Consider the following 800-nt stretch of genomic DNA (forward strand, 5'->3'; position numbering starts at 1 on the left):
ACCATTTCAGTACCGTCTTGTAACTGGATTGCGCCAGTGACGTCAGTGGTACGGAAGTAGAACTGTGGACGATAGCCGTTTAGGAATGGCGTATGACGACCACCTTCTTCTTTTGACAATACGTATACTTCAGCGTCAAACTTGGTATGCGGGGTGATTGAACCTGGCTTCGCTAGTACTTGGCCACGTTGTACGTCTTCACGCTTGGTACCACGTAGTAGGACGCCACAGTTTTCACCAGCACGACCTTCGTCTAGTAGTTTACGGAACATCTCGACACCAGTACAGGTGGTTTTTTGAGTGTCACGGATACCAACGATTTCGATCTCGTCACCAACTTTTACGATGCCTGATTCAACACGGCCGGTTACGACGGTACCACGACCTGAGATTGAGAATACGTCTTCGATTGGCATTAGGAATGCTTTGTCGACGTCACGCTCAGGCTCTGGGATGTAGCTGTCTAGAACTTCTAGTAGTTCTACGACTGCTGGTTGGCCGTATTTGCCTTCGTCGCCTTTTAGGGCTTGGGTGGCACTGCCTTTGATGATTGGGGTGTCGTCACCTGGGAAGTCGTAGTCGTTTAGAAGTTCACGAACTTCCATTTCAACCAGTTCTAGTAGCTCTTCGTCGTCGACTAAGTCGCATTTGTTCATGAAGACGATGATGTATGGAACGCCTACCTGACGTGATAGCAAGATGTGCTCACGGGTTTGTGGCATTGGGCCATCAGTTGCTGATACGACTAGGATTGCGCCGTCCATTTGAGCGGCACCAGTGATCATGTTTTTAACATAGTC

1 protein-coding gene is annotated in these 800 nt (G+C 49.0%); it reads right to left on the reverse strand.

What is annotated here, in order from left to right; translation table 11 throughout:
• On the reverse strand, positions 1–800 hold an 800-nt coding region (locus tag ACTXGH_RS13755; RefSeq protein WP_439297581.1), incomplete at both ends, for an elongation factor Tu.

It is taken from the genome of Psychrobacter sp. 1Y10 (assembly GCF_052259005.1).
Classification (GTDB): Bacteria; Pseudomonadota; Gammaproteobacteria; order Pseudomonadales; family Moraxellaceae; genus Psychrobacter; species Psychrobacter saeujeotis.